The organism is Actinokineospora auranticolor (assembly GCF_002934265.1).
Taxonomy (GTDB): Bacteria; Actinomycetota; Actinomycetes; order Mycobacteriales; family Pseudonocardiaceae; genus Actinokineospora; species Actinokineospora auranticolor.
Genome location: NZ_PTIX01000005.1, coordinates 378,010 through 394,288, shown reverse-complemented (window position 1 = coordinate 394,288; position 16,279 = coordinate 378,010). Strand labels below are relative to the sequence as shown.

General features: G+C 71.1%; 17 protein-coding genes. 9 read left to right on the top strand and 8 right to left on the bottom strand.

The window, feature by feature from the left end:
* Positions 1 to 47 precede the first annotated feature (47 nt).
* On the bottom strand, positions 48 to 125 hold the full coding sequence (locus CLV40_RS40765; RefSeq protein ID WP_425428235.1) for a putative leader peptide: 78 nt from the start codon (positions 123 to 125) through the stop codon (positions 48 to 50).
* Positions 126 to 254: 129 nt separating this feature from the next.
* Positions 255 to 749, bottom strand: coding sequence for a CGNR zinc finger domain-containing protein (locus tag CLV40_RS12450; RefSeq protein ID WP_104479005.1), 495 nt, complete (start codon positions 747 to 749; stop codon positions 255 to 257).
* A 131-nt stretch (positions 750 to 880) separates the two neighbouring features.
* Between CLV40_RS12450 and CLV40_RS12445 the strand changes: the two genes are divergently transcribed.
* Positions 881 to 1,321: a VOC family protein gene (locus tag CLV40_RS12445; protein ID WP_181043460.1), complete on the top strand. Its 441-nt coding sequence runs from the start codon at positions 881 to 883 to the stop codon at positions 1,319 to 1,321.
* Positions 1,321 to 2,208: a pyridoxamine 5'-phosphate oxidase family protein gene (locus CLV40_RS12440; protein WP_245931241.1), complete on the top strand. Its 888-nt coding sequence runs from the start codon at positions 1,321 to 1,323 to the stop codon at positions 2,206 to 2,208. The genes CLV40_RS12445 and CLV40_RS12440 overlap by 1 nt, the downstream gene beginning before the upstream one ends.
* 56 nt (positions 2,209 to 2,264) lie before the next feature.
* Here the strand turns inward: CLV40_RS12440 and CLV40_RS12435 are convergent, their stop codons facing one another.
* Positions 2,265 to 3,326: an RICIN domain-containing protein gene (locus CLV40_RS12435; RefSeq protein WP_104479003.1), complete on the bottom strand. Its 1,062-nt coding sequence runs from the start codon at positions 3,324 to 3,326 to the stop codon at positions 2,265 to 2,267.
* 176 nt (positions 3,327 to 3,502) lie between these two features.
* On the opposite strand from CLV40_RS12435, the gene CLV40_RS12430 reads away from it, so the two are divergent.
* Positions 3,503 to 5,578, top strand: a complete 2,076-nt coding sequence (locus tag CLV40_RS12430; RefSeq protein WP_245931240.1) for a M28 family peptidase — start codon at positions 3,503 to 3,505, stop codon at positions 5,576 to 5,578.
* Positions 5,579 to 5,618: 40 nt separating this feature from the next.
* Here the strand turns inward: CLV40_RS12430 and CLV40_RS12425 are convergent, their stop codons facing one another.
* The 3 genes from CLV40_RS12425 to CLV40_RS12415 all read right to left on the bottom strand — a co-directional run bounded on the left by CLV40_RS12425 (position 5,619) and on the right by CLV40_RS12415 (position 7,827).
* Entirely contained in the window at positions 5,619 to 6,083 is a 465-nt protein-coding gene (locus tag CLV40_RS12425; RefSeq protein WP_104479002.1) for a hypothetical protein, read from the bottom strand.
* A gap of 9 nt (positions 6,084 to 6,092) precedes the next feature.
* Positions 6,093 to 6,935, bottom strand: a complete 843-nt coding sequence (locus CLV40_RS12420; protein ID WP_245931239.1) for a DUF6745 domain-containing protein — start codon at positions 6,933 to 6,935, stop codon at positions 6,093 to 6,095.
* Between the two features lie 316 nt (positions 6,936 to 7,251).
* Entirely contained in the window at positions 7,252 to 7,827 is a 576-nt protein-coding gene (locus CLV40_RS12415; RefSeq protein ID WP_104479001.1) for a CGNR zinc finger domain-containing protein, read from the bottom strand.
* Between the two features lie 70 nt (positions 7,828 to 7,897).
* Between CLV40_RS12415 and CLV40_RS12410 the strand changes: the two genes are divergently transcribed.
* From CLV40_RS12410 to CLV40_RS12400, 3 genes are all read left to right on the top strand, one after another.
* Entirely contained in the window at positions 7,898 to 8,632 is a 735-nt protein-coding gene (locus tag CLV40_RS12410) for a class I SAM-dependent methyltransferase (protein WP_104479000.1), read from the top strand.
* A 252-nt stretch (positions 8,633 to 8,884) separates the two neighbouring features.
* Positions 8,885 to 9,829: an NAD-dependent epimerase/dehydratase family protein gene (locus tag CLV40_RS12405; RefSeq protein ID WP_104478999.1), complete on the top strand. Its 945-nt coding sequence runs from the start codon at positions 8,885 to 8,887 to the stop codon at positions 9,827 to 9,829.
* A 32-nt stretch (positions 9,830 to 9,861) separates the two neighbouring features.
* Positions 9,862 to 10,425 carry a TetR/AcrR family transcriptional regulator gene (locus CLV40_RS12400; protein ID WP_104478998.1) on the top strand — a complete coding sequence of 188 codons (564 nt, stop codon included), beginning with the start codon at positions 9,862 to 9,864 and terminating at the stop codon, positions 10,423 to 10,425.
* Here the strand turns inward: CLV40_RS12400 and CLV40_RS12395 are convergent.
* Positions 10,419 to 11,390 carry an NAD(P)-dependent alcohol dehydrogenase gene (locus tag CLV40_RS12395; protein WP_104478997.1) on the bottom strand — a complete coding sequence of 324 codons (972 nt, stop codon included), beginning with the start codon at positions 11,388 to 11,390 and terminating at the stop codon, positions 10,419 to 10,421. The two genes, CLV40_RS12400 and CLV40_RS12395, sit on opposite strands and share 7 nt — an antisense overlap.
* Positions 11,391 to 11,756: 366 nt before the next feature.
* On the opposite strand from CLV40_RS12395, the gene CLV40_RS12390 reads away from it, so the two are divergent.
* Entirely contained in the window at positions 11,757 to 12,923 is a 1,167-nt protein-coding gene (locus CLV40_RS12390) for a S8 family peptidase (RefSeq protein WP_104478996.1), read from the top strand.
* A gap of 117 nt (positions 12,924 to 13,040) precedes the next feature.
* Positions 13,041 to 14,048, top strand: a complete 1,008-nt coding sequence (locus CLV40_RS12385; protein WP_104478995.1) for a LacI family DNA-binding transcriptional regulator — start codon at positions 13,041 to 13,043, stop codon at positions 14,046 to 14,048.
* Between the two features lie 42 nt (positions 14,049 to 14,090).
* On the opposite strand, the gene CLV40_RS12380 is transcribed toward CLV40_RS12385, so the two are convergent.
* A complete protein-coding gene (locus CLV40_RS12380) occupies positions 14,091 to 14,549 on the bottom strand; it encodes a cupin domain-containing protein (protein WP_104478994.1) in 459 nt (152 codons plus the stop codon).
* A gap of 195 nt (positions 14,550 to 14,744) precedes the next feature.
* On the opposite strand from CLV40_RS12380, the gene CLV40_RS12375 reads away from it, so the two are divergent.
* On the top strand, positions 14,745 to 16,277 hold the full coding sequence (locus CLV40_RS12375; protein WP_245931238.1) for an ABC transporter substrate-binding protein: 1,533 nt from the start codon (positions 14,745 to 14,747) through the stop codon (positions 16,275 to 16,277).
* Positions 16,278 to 16,279 lie beyond the last annotated feature (2 nt).

Genomic DNA, 16,279 nt, shown 5'->3' with positions numbered 1-16,279 from the left:
ACCCGAGTTCGGGCGCGGCTACCGGCGGTGTGTGGGAGCGGGGTCGCTCAGCCGCGCGAACAGAGCGCGCTGGCCACCCGGACCAGGTCGACGTGCTGACGGGTCGTCAGCCGGGGCAACCTCATGCCGGGAACGCTAGGCATGCCGACGACGACCGTCAACCACGCCCCTGACGTTTCCCGCATCATGGAAAGGCCGCTGAACAGGCGATATAGCCGACCTTCGCGCAACGGCTTTCCATATCGTGGAAACTCTCACCCCCGCGAGCGGGTGTAGTGGCGGTTGGCCTTGGCGCGGTTGCCGCAACCCGCCATGGAGCACCAGCGCCTGCTGCCGTTCTTCGACGTGTCGAGGAAGTGCAGGACGCAGGTCGGGCCCGCGCACGCCTTGATCCGGTCCGGCACGGTGGTCAGCAGGTCGAGGCAGTGCCGGGCGGCCAGCCAGGACGGCAGCCACGCGGGGTCGACCTCGATCCGGTCCCCCTCGACGCACAACCGCACCCGGCCGCGGTCGAGCACCGCGTCCAGACCGGCGGTGTCACCGCCGATCGCGGCGAGGATCGAATCCCTCGTCTCACGGAGCGCGGCAAGGGTCGGCTCGTCGACCGTCCCCGGCAAGTCGGCCTCGCTCAGCCAAGCCCGCAACCCGTCGACCGTGTCGAGCGCGTCGTGCGGCCCGCTCGGACCCGCCCACCGCGTGTTGAGCAGGTCGAGCGACAGGGGTTCGCCAACCAGGGGCCGTGCGGACACACCACGCTCCTTCCCGCGAGACACCGACCCGTCCAAACTACCGTCACCGGCAAAAACGATTTAGGTGGTTGACCGCCCGCACCTAACCGCTTAACTTGAGAATAAGGGTTAGACAACGAGAGGGGCGGTTGATGGCGGTCGACAAGGTCAGCACCGGGCACATCGGGTTGAACGTCACGGACCTGGAACGGTCGGTGGAGTTCTACCGGCGGGTGTTCGGCTTCGAGGTCACCGCGACCGAACCGGGGCGGTACGCGTTCCTCGGCCGCGACGGCCGCCTGCTGGTCACGCTGTGGCAGCAGAGCGGCGGGGAGTTCCCGACCGGGCTCCCGGGCCTGCACCACCTGTCGTTCCAGGTCGACACCATCGAGGAGGTGCGCGCGGCGGAGGTGCTGCTCAAGGAACTGGACGTGCGGTTCGCCCACGACGGCGTGGTGCCACACCGAGAAGGCGCCGACTCCGGCGGGGTGTTCTTCCACGACCCGGACGGGATCCGGCTGGAGATCTACGCGCCCACCGGCGCCACCGGCGACGCGCCCACCCCGGGTGCCCCGACCTGCGGGTTCTTCTGATGGCCTACCACCGCGGGGAGTTGGCGGTCCAGGTCCGCGCCGGGGTCCGGGATGAGTCCGCGCGCGTCGAGCGGGTCGCCCGCGACACCGTGCCGCGCGTCGCGGCGGAGTTCCTGACCCGGCAGCCGGTGCTGTTCCTCGGCGCGGCCGACGCGGCGGGCCGCCTGTGGTCCACCGCGCTCACCGGCCGCCCCGGATTCCTGGCCGCGCCGGACGAACGGACCATCTCCGTCGCCGCCCGGCCGAACGCCGCCGATCCGTTGGCGGCGGCCCTGACCCGACCGACCCAGGTCGGCACGATCGCGATCGAGCCCGACACCCGGCGGCGGATGCGGGTCAACGGACTGGCCCGGCCGACGCCGGACGGGCTCGCCGTCGACGTGGAACAGGTCGTGGCCAACTGCCCCCAGTACATCCAGCGCCGGTCACCACTACCGGTCGCGCCGGGCTCCCCCACCGCGACCTGGAGCGAGTCGCTGTCCGAGGCGCAGCGGCGGGTGATCGCGGCGGCCGACACGTTCTTCGTGACGACCGCTGCCGACGAGTCCGTGGACACCTCGCACCGCGGCGGCAACCCGGGATTCGTCCAGGTCGGTCCCGGCGCCGAGTTGGAGTGGCCCGATTACTCGGGCAACGCCATGTTCCTCACGCTGGGCAACCTGGAACTCGACCCGCGCGCGGGATTGCTGTTCCCCGACTGGAGCACCGGCACGGCACTGCACCTGTCCGGCACGGCCGTCGTCGACTGGTCCGCCGAGTCCGCCGCCCGGCACCCCGGTGCCCAGCGCGTGGTGCGGTTCACCGTGGCGGACGTGGTCGAGGTGGCCGACGCCATCCCGCTGCACTGGTCCGCCCCCGAGTTCTCCCGCTTCAACCCGGCCGTCTGAGCGGGTGTGGGGTCGACGCTCCCGACCCCACACCCGTCCACTGTGGATTCCCCCCGTCAGCCCTTGCAGTCGGTGGGCGGGGTCTTGCCAGCCTTGAGGACGACCGCGCTGAGTTTGCTGTCCGTGCCGTCCTTGGCGGGGATGACGATGGTGGCCTTCTGGGTCCAGCTCTGGCCCGCGAGGTCGAGGGTCCAGGTGCCGGTCACCTTCTTCACCAGGGCCGCGCGCGTCACCCAGCCGTACTCCCCCGGCTTCAGCTTGATGGACACCGCGTCGGAGACCGCTTCCGAGCCGATCCAGGCGTGCTGGTAGTTGGCCTGGATCGCGGTCGTCACCTTCGCCTTGATGCCCAGATCGATGCCGATGTCGGTGGACACCGTGACGCTGCCGCCGACGGTGTTCTGCCAGCCGGTGGTCTGGGTCCAGGTGCGGGTGTAGGTGGCCTCGTTCGGGGTGGCGTTCTTGACCAGCTGGCTCACGCACTCGGCCGGGGCGAGGTAGGCCGGGTACTTGGTCTTGTCCTCCTTCCAGCCGCAGGTCTCCGGTTTGCTGTCGCAGACCTTCATGGCGTACCGGACGGCGAGGTTCTTCGTGCCCGCCAGGGTGCTGCCGTCGACGCCGAGGGTGAACGACTGGCGGGTGTCGCCCGCCGCGCAGTCGCCGACGTAGACGTAGCCGTCGTTGTCGAGGGTGAAGCAGCGGCCGGTGTCCTCCTGCTTGACGAAGTAGCTCGACAGGTCGGCGGCGAACGGGACCAGGTGCCAGCGCTGGCTGCTCTGCCCGACGCACTCCCACTGGTCCAGGTAGCCGTTGGTGCGCCACACGTCGACGCAGTTGCCGCTGGCCAGGTTGCGGATGCGGAAGGTGAAGTCGGCGTTCTGCTCCAGCTTCCAGAACGAGCGCTCACCGTTGTCGCCCCGGAACCGCAAGTACGCGTGCGGGTCGTCCGGGTTCTCGATGTCCAGGCTCCCCGCGAACGCGCCGCTGGTGATCCGCAGGCAGTTCAGCGACCCGGGCTTGGCGCACCCGGCCGGCAGCGCCTGGGCCGGTGTCGCCGTGACCACCGCCGCCGCCACCAGGGACAGGACCAAGCCCAGGACTCTCCCGCACTTCGACATCGCCGCGCCTCTTCCGGATCGGACCACTGTGGACTCCCGATCGTGGTGCGGTCCGCACGGACCCGGCAATCCCCGGGTCGGGTGCCACTCGTTCGGGGCGTTCCCGGGTTCCAACTGGTAAGACGCCGGACGATCAGTGGGTGGTGCCCCACCGGCGGGACCGGTTGACTGGCCGTATGCGAAGCATCACCCAACGCAGTTCGAAGGTTGTCGCGGGTGCGGCCGTGGTGGGTCTGCTGACCTCCCTGGCCACCGTGCCCGCCGCCGCGCGGGATGAGCCCCTGCTCGGGTTCACCGCCGGCCACTCGGCCGCGCAGCGACGAGCGGAGAAGGATTTCCTGGCCGCGATCGACCCGGCGCAGGCCAAGGAACTGAACACGACGATGTCGTCGAGGCCCCAGCTCATCGGGACCGAGGGCAACCGGGTCGCCGGTGAGTACGCCTTAGGCAAGCTGCGCGAGTGGGGCCTGCCCGCCCGGCACGTGCGGTACTCGGTGTACGGGTCGGTGGCCAAGGACATCAAGGTCGAGGTCACGGCCCCGACGAAGCGGACGCTGAGCGTCAAGGAGAAGCCCTACCCGGGGCAGAAGTACCTCGACGAGGCGGTCGTCGGCTACAACGCGTACTCACCCGCCGGTGACGTCACCGGACAGGTGGTCTACGTCAACTACGGCCTGCCCGAGGACTACCAGCACCTGGCCTCCCTGGGGGTGGACGTCCGGGGCAAGATCGTGCTGGCCCGCTACGGCGGCAGCTTCCGCGGCGTGAAGTCGAAGGTCGCGCAGGAGCACGGGGCCAAGGGCGTGATCATCTACTCCGACCCCAAGGACGACGGGTTCGTGCGCGGCCCGGTCTACCCCGACGGCCCGTGGCGGCCCGCGGACTCGATCCAGCGCGGCAGCGTGCAGTACATCTTCGAATACCCCGGCGACCCGCTGACCCCGGGCGAGCCGTCGGTGCCCGGTACCGAGCGGATCGACCCGGAGGACGCGGACAACCTGCCGCGCATCCCCACGACCCCGATCTCCTACGGCGAGGCCCAGCACCTGCTGCGCGCCCTCGGCGGCCCGGCGGTGCCCGCGAACTGGCAGGGCGGCCTCGACTTCCCGTACCACGTCGGGCCCGGCCCCACCGAGGCCCGGCTGGACCTCGACATCGAGTACCAGCAGCTGCCGGTCGACAACATCATCACCGAGATCAAGGGGCGCGGCCGCCCCGACGAGAAGGTCATCATCGGCGCCCACCGGGACGCCTGGACCTACGGCAGCGTCGACAACACCAGCGGCTGGACCTCGGCGCTGCAGATCGCCTACGGCATCTCGCGGCTGCTCAAGACCGGGTGGCGACCCGAGCGCACGATCGTGATCGCGGGCTGGGACGGCGAGGAGTACGGCCTGCTCGGCTCCACCGAGTGGGTCGAGCAGCTCGCCCCCGAGCTGCGGCGGGGCGCGGTCGCGTACCTGAACATGGACGGCACGGCGGGCCGCTCGTTCGGCGCGTCGTCGGTCCCGGCGCTCGACGACGTGATCACCGACGTCACCAAGGTGGTGCCGGACCCGGAGAAGGGCACGGTCTACGCCAACTGGACCGCGCAGGGCGCCCCGGTGCCCACCCGCCTCGGCAGCGGTTCGGACTACACCGCGTTCCTCGACCGGCTCGGCGTCCCGTCGGCCGACCTCGGCTTCGACTCCCCCGGCGGCAACTACCACAGCACCATCGACGACCCGCAGAACCTCGAGCGCTTCGTCGACCCCGGTTCGCGCTACCAGTCCGTGTCCGCCCAGACCACGGGCCTGGTCGGCCTGCGCCTGGCCCAGGCCGACGTCATCCCCCTCAACTACTCCGACTACGCCCGCGAGACCCTGACCTACCTGGCGGCCGCGGGCAAGCGCGGGGTCGACGTGACGGCCGCGACCAAGGCCGCCCAGGACTGGCTGCGAGCCACCGAGAAACTGGAGTCCACACGCGACAAACTGCTGCGCGACAAGTCCTTCGGCGGCCGTGACGGGCTGGACCGGCTCAACCGGTCGGTGCTGGCCCAGGAACGGGCGCTGACCCGGTCCGAGGGCCTGCCGGACCGGGCCTGGTACCGCCACCAGATCTACGCCCCCGGCACGTACACCGGCTACGCCGTCAAGGTTCTGCCGGGTGTCAACGAACCCCTCGACCAGAACGACACGGCCACCGCCACGCAGTGGCTGAAGCTGCTCACCAAGTCCCTGGAATCCGCCACCCGCTCCGCCGACTGCTGACCGCCGGGGTGGCGCGCCCGGCCGGGCGCGCCACCCCGCCCTAGTCGACGACGAAGTTCGGGCTCAGGCCGTCGCCCCAGGTGAACCCGCTGCCCCTGCGCGGACGGCCGCGTTCCTGCTGCCTGCGGACGACCCACCGGCCCGGGGCGATGCCGGTTCCACCGTGCTCGGGGTGGATGAGGTAGACCGGTGCCGTGTTCTCCAGGAGGGCCAAGGCGAGCCCCAGGGAATCCCGCACCTCCCAGGTGAAGCGGCAGGTGCCCGGGTCGCCGACGAGGGTGTGCGGGTTGGCACCGTTGCCCCCGCGGATCAGGTCCACGCCCTCCGGCGGGACCTGCGACCAGCCGGATTCCCGCCAGGGCTTGACGTAGGCCAGTTCGACGGCGGGGAGGACGATCAGGTCGCCCTGGGCTTGCGGGCCGTCGATCACGGGGACGGCGACCTCGCGTTCGAGGTGGTCGAGGACGTCGAGTCCGGTGTGGTCGAGCAGTTGGCCAAGTCTCATGTGTGTCACCTATGTGCGTCGGAGCAGGGTCGCGTACTGCTCGGTGGTCAGTCCGTAGGTCCAGGCGGCGGCTTGCAGCGGCGAGTCGACCCACCGCGGGACGCGCAGGCCGTAGCGGCGTCGGGTCCCGTCGCGTTCGAGGGAACCGTTGACCGCCAACAGCATTCGCGCGCCTGCCCACGCGGGCAGGTCGTAGAGCCGCAGTTCGGCGTCCTGGTTGCCGGGGTCGGGCGCGGTGGCGACGAGGGCGCTGCCGGAGCGCTCGAGGTACGCGGGCCAGCCGAGGTGCTCGATGGCGCAGCGGCGCACCTCGGCGTTGCGCTCGACGTCGATGCGCTCGGGGGTCGGGTCCTCGATCACCCAGGCGGGCACCGCGGTGCCGTGCCAGAAGTGGACGGACCAGCCGTCCGGGTAGCGCACCGCGGGGCCATCCGCGCGGTGCGGGCGGATCGCGTCGTCGACGTCGTCGAGCGCGAACACCGAAGGTCGTTCCGCGACAACGCATTCCCCGTCCCCCGGCCACCACCACCCGCACGAGCGGGCCAGCGCGGTCCACAGGTCGAGGGCCGGGTCGGGGCGGTCGGGCGCGAAGACCCGCCGGTGCGCGTCGAGCCCGGCCACCCAGCCGACGTCGTGCTGGCCGTACCGGACGTACCGCACACCACCGATGGCGCCCAGCAGGGCGGGCACGAGGCCGCGGCGGAAGTCGCGGTCCAGCGCGGCGCGGACCGCTTTGTCCACAATGGACATGTGTTCGAACCGGAACACCGCGGCGCCGTGCCAGTGCTTGGTCCAGACGCGCCGCAACAACTCCTGGCGTTCGTGCACGTGGACCCGCAGCCGGTAGGCCACAGTGGACTCCACGGGCGCGGCGGCCAGGACGGCACCCGCGCTCGGGGACCCGACCCAGCGGAAACGCGGCGGATCGGCCCGACCAGGGAGTACAGCCCCGCGGATGGCCGCTTCGGCGGTGTCCCGGTCGGCCGGTTCGGACGAGGTCGCGTGCGCGGTCCACTCGCGCCGAATCGGCTCGGGATCGGGAAAGGGTGCAACAGTGGGAACACGCGGTCTCCGCCGCGTGCGGCGGCTCATCGGCCGAGGGCGCAGCCGCCCCTTCGCGTAGACATGGCGCCATCGTGGCAGCAACCACCCCGTCCGCGCAAGGCAATCATGTGGCGCGGGCCCGGTAGGCGGCGGTCTTGACGCGGTTTTGGCAGGCAGTGGAACAGAAGCGGCGCGATCCGTTGTGGGAGGTGTCCACGTAGACGCGGTCGCAGCGGGGCGCGGTGCAGACGCCGAGGCGGTCGGCGGACGGGCCGCCGATGACGACGGACAGGGCCGCCGCGCAGGTGCCCGCCCACTGGCCCGCGAGGCCGCCCACGGTGCCCAACTGGTGCACGTGCCAGGTCGGGTCGTCGTCGTGGCGGAGCAGGACCGGCCGGACCTGGTGGTCGACCAGCTCGTCGTTGACCAGGGTCGCGGCCTCGGACAGGCGGTCGTCGGCCACGGCCGCGAAGACGCCGCGCAGGGTCGTGGCGGCCCGGCGCAGGCGGTCGGCCGCGGCGGCGGTGACGACCGTCAGGTCCTCGGCGCCCGCCGTGCGCAGGGCCTCCGCGACCGCGTCGCGCAGGGCTGTGCCGTCGGGCGGCGCGTAGGCGCGGCCCCGGGCCTGTCCCGTGGTGACCGCGTTGACCAGGTGGGCGGCGGCGCGGACCGGGCCGTCGTAGTGACTGTCGAATCGCACTTGACCAGTGACACCTCTTCCGGCAGGTTTGTGACTGGCAGTCTAGTCCACGCCAGTCACGGAGGTTGCCGTGCGCGAGCACGCCCGGTCCTGGATCGCCCGTTGGGACGCCCAGCAGGAGTTCTACGTCCCCCACCGCGAGACGCTGTTCGGCGTCATCGCCGACGCGCTCGTCGAGGTCGTCGACAAGCCCGACCCGCTCGTGCTCGACCTGGGCTGCGGCCCGGGGTCGCTCGCCGTGCGACTACGCGAGCGCCTCCCGAAGGCGCGGATAGTCGCCGTCGACACGAACCCGCTGCTGCTGGGGCTGGCCCAGGCCGCGTACGCCGACACTCCGGAACTGCGCTTCGTCTCGGCCGACCTGGCGCGGCCGGACTGGACCGCGGTGCTGGACCTGGACGGCCCCGTCGACGCCGCGGTCAGCACGACCGCCCTGCACTGGCTGCCCGAGGACCGGCTGCGCGCCGCGTACGCCGAACTGCACTCGGTCCTGGCGCCCGGCGCGGTCTTCCTCGACGGCGACCACCTGACCGCCGAGGACTTCGCCCCCACCCTCGCCCGGGTCCACGCGGCCCTCGGTCGGTCGACCGCCGAGGAGCCCAGAGACAACTGGGAGCAGTGGTGGGACGCGATCGCCCAGGACCCGACCTTCGGCGAGCTGGTCAAGCCCCGCGCGGGCCACGACCCGCACACCGAGACCCAGGGGCTGCGCACCCACGTCAACGCCCTGACCGACGCCGGGTTCGCCGAGATCGACACCATCTGGCAGCACGGCGACAGCCGGGTCCTGGCCGCCATCCGCTAGCGCCGGGAGCGACCGGACAGGTTTCCCGGGCCGCTACATCCGGTGCAGCGCCTGGAAAACCTGTTCGGCGCACTCCTCGACGCGCCGAGTCCGGCTCGCCGCGCCCCGTGGCCGAGAGGGGGCACCACCCCCTCTCGGCCCGGTTGACACCCGCAGGTGTGAGTGATTAATTACTTCTATGCCCACGCCCTCGCTCGTCGTCCGACGAGGACAAGAGTGAGTGGTCTACCACTCATCACCGCGGAGGATTCGATGAACGCTCTTGAGCTGCACGTCGTGTTCGGCACCGGCCCCGCCGGGCTCACCCTGGTCGACGAGCTGCTGGCCCGTGGACACCGCGTGCGCGCGGTCAACCGCAGCGGCTCGGCGTCGGTGCCGCGGGCGGCGGAGCTCGTCGCCGCCGACATCACCGACGAACCCCGCATGCGCGAGGTCTGCGCGGGCGCGACGGCGATCTACCACTGCGCGCACGCCCCGTACCACCTGTGGGACGACCTGCTCCCCCGGCTCCAGGCGGGTTTCCTCGCGGGCGCCGCGAGCAGCGGGGCGCGGCTCGTGGTCACCGACACGCTGTACATGTACGGGCCCACCGGCGGTGAGCCGATGACCGAGCGGACGCCGCACCGGGCCACCTCGCACAAGGGGCGGCTGCGGGCGGAGGTCGCGGACCGCTACCTGCGCGCCCACACCGACGGGGTGGCCGAGGTGGCCATCGCGCGGGCCGCGGACTTCTACGGGCCGCGAGTGCTCAACTCCGCGCTCGGCGGCGCGGTCTTCGTACCCGCACTGCACGGCGAGCCCGTTGTGGCGCTGGGCGACATCGACCAGCCGCACGCCTTCAGCCACATCGGCGATGTGGCCCGCGCGCTCGCGACCCTGGGCGAGCGACCGGAAGCACTCGGGCGGGTGTGGCACGTTCCCACCATCTCGACCCTGTCGACGCGCCAGGTGCACGGTTTGATCGAGCGGGAGTTGGGCGTCGAGCTGACACGGGACGTGCTGCCCGCGGCGACCGACCGGGCCTGGGGTCCGTTCGACGAGGTGTTCATGCGTGAATACGCCGAGCTGTTCTACCAGTACCTGGAGCCGCAGATCGTGGATTGCCGGGCCGTCGAGGACGCGTTCGGGCTGCGGCCGACGCCGTTCGAGGAGGGCATCGCGGCCACGATCGCGTGGTACCGGCAGCTACTCGGTTGACAGCGACAGAGTATGAGTGGTTGATTAGTCACATGGCACGTACGAGCTCCAGGCAGCTCTCCACTGCGGACGAACGCCGCGAGGTCGTGCTGCGGACCGCCATCGGGGCGTTCGCCACCCGGGGGTACTACGGCACGACCACGTCCGAGGTGGCCAAGGCCGCGGGGATCTCGCAGGCCTACGTGTACCGGCTCTTCCCGGACAAGGAGTCGCTGTTCGTCGCCGTCATCGAGCACTGCTCGACCCGCATGCGGGAGGCCTTCGCCGACGCCGCGGCGAAGGCGGAGGGCACGGCCCCCGCGGCGGTCCTCGACGCCCTGGGTGAGGCGTACGCCCGCCTGATCGTCGACCGGGACCTGCTGCTGGTCCTGCTCCAGGCCACGTGCGCGGCCACCGAGCCCGCCATCGGCGACGCGATCCGCGCCTGCTACGCCCGGGAGGTCGAGTACGTCCGCGCGGTCACCGGCGCCGACGACGAGGCGATCCAGCGGTTCTTCGCGCGTGGGTTCCTCTGCAACACCGTGCTGGCGCTCGGCGCCGACACCATCGACGCGCCCTGGGCGAGCACCCTCCGCACGGGGCTGCGCCACTACTGATCGTCGACGACCAAGACCACGACGTTGCCGCGCTTGTGGCCGGTGTCGGCGTGGCGGTGGGCCTCGGCGATGTCGACCAGCGGGTAGGTCTTGTCGATGACGACGCGGAGCTTGCCGGTCTCCAGGAGTTCCTTGATGACCGGCAGGGTGGCGCTCTTGTTGACGGACATGCCCGTCACGACCCTCTTGCCACCGCGGACCGATGTCCACAGCGACCAGACGTTGTTGGTCAACCCCGTTGTCGGGACGTACTTCCCGCGGCGCTTGAGCGCGGCGCGCGATGCCTGGAAGGAGCTTTTGCCCACGGCGTCGAAGACGACGTCGTAGGTGTCGTGGTTCGCGGTGAAGTCGGTGGTCGTGTAGTCGATGACCGCGTCGGCACCGAGGGAGCGGACCAGGTCCACATTGGACGGGCCGCAGACGGCGGTCACGCGGGCGCCGAGGCGCTTGGCGAGTTGGACGGCGTAGGTGCCGATGCTGCCGGACGCGCCGTTGACCAGGACGTGGTCGCCGGGGATGACCTTCGCCTTGTCCCGCAAGAAGAACAGCGCGGTGGTGGCGCCGTCGACCGCCGCGGCGGACTGGGCGAAGGACAGCCCGATCGGCTTGAGGGTGAGGGACCCGGTGGCGGGCATCCGCAGGTACTCGGCGTGGCCGCCGACGGCGAACCCGGTGAAGCCGAAGACCTCGTCGCCCGGGGCGAACCGGCGCACGGCCGAGCCGACCGACTCGACCACGCCCGCCACCTCCAGCCCCAGGGTGCGCAGCCCCCGCCGCGGCTTCCGCAGGCCGAGGATGACGCGGCCCCACCGGGGTTCGCCGCGGCGCATGGTGCACTCTGCGGAGGTGACGGTGGTGGCGTGCACCTTGATCAGCACGTCGGTGGCCCGGGGAACGGGGACGGGCGTCTCGACGACCCGCACGACGTCCGGCGGACCGAACCTGGTGTGCACCGCAGCTCTCATGGCCGTGACCGTAGCGGGACCCCACACGGGGCACGGGGCCGTTCCCGCGGTTCAGGGACAATCCCGGGAGATCACCTAGGGGGCACCCCGGAATACTTCCGTTATTTACCCCCTGAAATTATCCGCTCCCCCACCACGGTTACACCACGACGTCCACCGTCACAGAGCGCGAATGGGTGATCCCAGTGCGCGGAACCCGGACACCGCCGCATTCCGGGTAACGAGGTCGACATAAACGCAGGACACCGACGCGCTTTCCGTTACGAGTTGGGAATTGGGAATGCGCGAACTCCGCCGCCGCGCGCATTCATGTCAGGCTTTTCCCAACGGCCCCGAGAGCGTGGGCCATGACGGGAAGGCTTACCGATGTCGACGCATTTCCGCGCCAGAACCGCTGTCGCCGCCGTCGCGGCCGCGGCCGCCGTGCTCGCCGTCGCCACCCCGGCCCAGGCGGAGGAGGGCCAGGTCAGGGCCGCATCCGGGACCGCGGTGACCGGCTCGTACGTGGTGGTGTTCAAGGACGGCGCCGTGCACGCGGCGGCGGGCGACCACGCCGGGCGGTATGGCGGCACGGTCGAGCACACGTATTCCTCGGCGCTCAACGGGTATTCCGCGCGGCTTTCCGAGCGGGCCGCCCGGCGAATCGCGGCGGACCCGTCGGTCGCTTATGTCACCCAGGACCACGTCATCACCGCCGAGGGCACCCAAAGCAGCGCGCCGTGGGGCCTGGACCGCATCGACCAGCGGAATCTGCCGTTGAGCAAGACCTACACGTACCCGGACAACGGCGGCAGCGGCGTGACCGCGTACATCGTCGACACCGGCGTGCGGATCAGCCACAAGGAGTTCGAGGGCCGGGCCCGCAACGGCTACGACGCGGTGGACAAGGACAACGTCGCGCAGGACGGCCACGGGCACGGCACGCACGTGGCCGGGATCGTCGGCGGCCGCACGTACGGGGTGGCCAAGAAGGTCGGCATCGTCGCGGTGCGGGTGCTCGGGGACAACGGCAGCGGGACGCTCGCGGGCGTCATCGCCGGGATCGACTGGGTCACCAAGGACGCGGCGGGCAAGAAGGCCGTGGCGAACCTGAGCCTGGGCGGCGGCAAGGACGACACGGTCGACACCGCCGTGCGCAACTCCATCCGCTCGGGCGTCACCTACGCGGTCGCCGCGGGCAACTCCAACGCCGACGCCGCGGGCTTCTCCCCCGCCCGCGTCCCCGAGGCCATCACCGTCGCCGCGTCCGACAACACCGACCGCCGGGCGTCGTTCTCCAACTACGGCGACCTCGTCGACCTCTTCGGCCCGGGCGTCTCGATCGTCTCGGCCTGGCGCACGTCCGACACCGCCACCCAGACCGTGAGCGGCACCTCCCAGGCCACCCCCCACGTGGCGGGCGCCGCGGCGCTGTACCTGACGGGCCGCACCGCCACCCCCGCCCAGGTCCGCGACGCCCTGGTCGCCAGCGCCACCAAGAACAAGGTCACCGACCCGAAGAGCCCCAACAACCTCGTCTACACCGGAGCCTGATATCCCCTCGGGCGCCCGTTCCCGCACCGGCGGGGGCGGGCGCCCGCTTGTCGTGGGCGCGGGCAGGCAGCCGGTGGATTACAGTGGTCGCTCCGGTCAAGGCAGGGGAGTGGCGGCGTGGGTGGGAAGCGGTCGGCGCGGAAGCCCACGTTGCTCGACGTGGGGCGGTTGGCGGGTACGTCCACCGCCGTGGTCAGCTACGTGCTCAACGGCGGGCCCCGGCCCGTGTCGGAGAAGACCCGGGTCAAGGTCGAGGAAGCCATCCAGATGCTCGGCTACCGGCGCAACCCGCTGGCCGGCGCGCTCAGCGGCGGTCGCTCCAACCTCATCGGCCTGCTGGTCCCCGACACCGCGAACGCCTTCTACGGCGAGCTTTCCCGCTGCATCGAGGCCGAGGGGCGCGGCCGGGGGCTGCTGACCCTGCTCGGCAACACCGGCTACGGCTCGTCCCTCGGCGACGAGTACGGCGAGGCCTTCTCCGAGCTGCGCCCCCGCGGCATCTTCGTCACCACCGGCGAAGCGCCCCGCGGCGACGACGAGACGCCACGGGTGTTCTTGCAGTGGGCCGTTCCCGGTGCGGGTTCGCCCAACGTGACCTTCAACGACCACGAGGGTGCCCGGCTCGTCGTCGAGCACCTCGTCGAGCACGGCTACACCGACATCGCCTGCCTGGCCGGGGAGATCGAGGTGGGTCCGGCGGTCGGCCGTGAGGGTGGCTGGCGGCGGGCGATGGCGGACGCGGGTCTGCCGACCGCGGGCAGGCTCGTCCGCTCGTCCTTCGACCGGGTCGCCGCCGAGCAGGCCGTCAAGCGGGTACTGCGGGGCCGCGACCGCCCCCGCGCCATCTACGCCACGACCGACGAGCAGGCGCTCATCACCATCCGCACCGCGACGAACCTCGGGTTGCGGGTGCCGGAGGACCTGGCGGTCGTCGGCTTCGACGGGATCCGGGAAGCGGTGCTGGGCGGTTTCCCGCTCACCACGGTCCGTCTCCCGTTGGAGACCTTCGCGGCGCGCGCGTTCGACGCGCTCGACCGGGTCCACGCGGGCGACGCGCCCCGGGACGCCATCCTCGACGGCACCCTCAGCGTCGGCGTGACCTGCGGCTGCGAACCCCGGACATGACACCGCGCCCGCCCCGGTCCGGGGCGGGCGCGGTGCGCGCGACTACGCCTTCTTGTCGGCCGACGCGTAGTTCGGGGCCAGCGACAGCGCGCTGAACCGGAACGGCCGGTCGACCTTGGTGAACCCGAGCGGGCAGTGCTTCACGCCCGCCGGGATGTAGACCGAACCGCTGGTGGTGACCGTGTGCCGGACACCCTCGATGTCGAAGTAGATCTCCGCGCCCAGGTAGTCCGGGTCCTCGGGGTCGTTGCCGTGCCAGATCAGGACCTCGTCGTAGTCGTGCACGTGCTCCTTGACCCACTCCACCGGGCTGTCGCACTCCTTGATCCAGCAGTACGTCAGGTGGATCTTGCTCTCCGGCACCTCCTCGGACCGCATCAGCGCGAGCGCCTCGCCGATGTTCGGCGGCTCCACCACCCCGGCGGCGGAACCCTCGTTGACGAGGTCGTCGAGGCAGTTCGGCATCTTCCTGACGAACAGGTGCTCGTACGGACTGGTCATCGGTCCTCTTTCCTGGTCAGCCCCCTGGCAACACGACACGACCGTAGCACGTTCTAATCGTTTAGAAAGTTCGCCGAGACCCCTTTCTTTGTCCCGGTATCGGTCGTAACCTGATCCGAACCTCACCGAGACCAGACGTCGGGACCTGGTCTAAAGGCTTAGATGAGTCCACTCTGCACAGACCGGAGTCGCCCAGTGACGCGCACCCACCACCGCCCCGGACACCTGACCCGCGCACTCACCGCCACCGCGCTCGCCGCCACGACGCTGGCGGGCTGCTCCGCCCCGGACCGCACGACCGCCGCCGGGAGCGAGGACGCCACGCTGCGCATCGCCGCAGCCACCGACCCCGGCGAGACCCTCAACCCCTACGCCAGCAACCAAAGCCCGACGCAACAGCTGCGCAGCGCGCTGCTCTACGAGGGCCTGACCCGCCTGGACCCCACCGGCAAGGTGGAGTGGGCGCTGGCCACGGAGATGACGCCGAACGCGGACCTCACCCGGTGGACGATCAAGCTCCGACCCGACGTCAAGTTCACCGACGGCACCGCGTTCACCTCGGCGGACGTCGTGGCCAGCGTCAAATACCTCCGCGACCCGCAACACGCCGCGCAGGGGCTGGCGTTCATCGAGAAGATCGACCCGAACGCGGTCGAGGCCGTCGACCCGCTCACCGTCCGCATCGGACTCAGCGCGCCATTCGGCCCGTTCAAGGACATCTGGGCCAACGTCCTGCTGCCGATGACCAAGGCGGGTACGGCGCCGGAGAAGCCGGTCGGCACGGGTCCCTTCGCGGTGAAGGCTTTCACCCCCGGACGTCAGTCCACAGTGACCCGGTTCGACGCCTACTGGGGCACCCGGCCGATGGTCGGCACCGTCGAGATCACCGAGTTCCAGAACCAGCAGGCCCAGGCCAACGCGCTGCTGTCGGACCAGGTCGACATCGCCTCGGGCGCCAACCCCACCATCGCCCGGTCCCTCGCGGGCAAGGACGGCATCCAGCTCCTTGACAGCAAGGGCGACTTCACCCTCAGGATCGGCCTCAACACCGATGTCGCGCCGTTCGACGACGTCCGGGTCCGGCAGGCGCTGCGGTTGCTCGTCGACCGCGACCAGGTCGTCGCCAACGCGTTCGGCGGATACGCCCGCGTCGCGAACGACCACGAGGGCGGCACGCCGCAGTGCCCCGCGCCGGGGGTGCCGCAGCGGAAGCAGGACATCGAGCAGGCCAAGAAGCTGCTGGCCGAGGCCGGGCAGCCGAACCTCTCCTTCGCGATCACGACCGACGGCCTGCTGCCCGGCATGCGCGAGCTGGCCCAGGTGTTCGCCGAGAACGCGGCCAAGGCGGGGGTGAAGGTCGAGGTCAACGTGGTGCCCGTGCCGGAACTGCTGTCGAAGTGGGGAAAGTGGCCCGCGTTCATCGACTTCAACCCGATCCCCTACCTGCCGACCGTGATCGGGTCGATGCTGCCGGACCGGGTCGGCAACGCCACGCACTGGGACAACCCCGAGTTCGTCCGGCTGGCCGACGAGCTGTTCCTGGCCCCGGCGGCCGGGCAGTGCTCGATCATGAACCGGATGCACGAGATCGAGTACCGCGACGGCGCCACGGTCGTGCCCGCGTTCGTCAACGTGCTGATGCCGTACCGGAGCCGGGTGCGCGGGCTGGTCACGGACGTGAACGGGCGCCCGCTGTCGTTCCTGTCGAACGTGTCCGTCGGGAGCTGACG